Genomic DNA, 280 nt, shown 5'->3' with positions numbered 1-280 from the left:
CATATTGTGAAAATTCATGCCGTAAACGCCGGCTAAATAGGTAAGTGGAATAAAAATGGTGCTGACCATGGTCAGTACTTTCATCCGCTCGTTTATCTGATGCGAAGTAGTAGACATATAGCCATGAACTAAATCACTGAGTTGATCATAGTACATTTCGGTCATGGAGTGTAAACGTTCAAACTTTTCAAAAAGATATCTTTGCCGATGCCATGTATGAAGCAAATCATCCCTTAGCAGGCCACTTTGCAACGTCTGATTTGCGCGATTTTTATGAAAA

General features: G+C 39.3%; 1 protein-coding gene. It reads right to left on the bottom strand.

Annotation, left to right across the window (positions count from 1 at the left end; all coding sequences use genetic code 11):
• A partial coding sequence (locus P8629_RS11680; RefSeq protein WP_278166298.1) for a CorA family divalent cation transporter occupies positions 1-252 on the bottom strand: 252 nt, incomplete at its 3' end.
• Positions 253-280 lie beyond the last annotated feature (28 nt).

It is taken from the genome of Hydrogenovibrio sp. 3SP14C1, from assembly GCF_029625905.1.
Lineage (GTDB): Bacteria > Pseudomonadota > Gammaproteobacteria > Thiomicrospirales > Thiomicrospiraceae > Hydrogenovibrio.
Note: the sequence above shows the minus strand (reverse complement) of the source record. Positions and strands in the feature narration are given on the sequence as shown.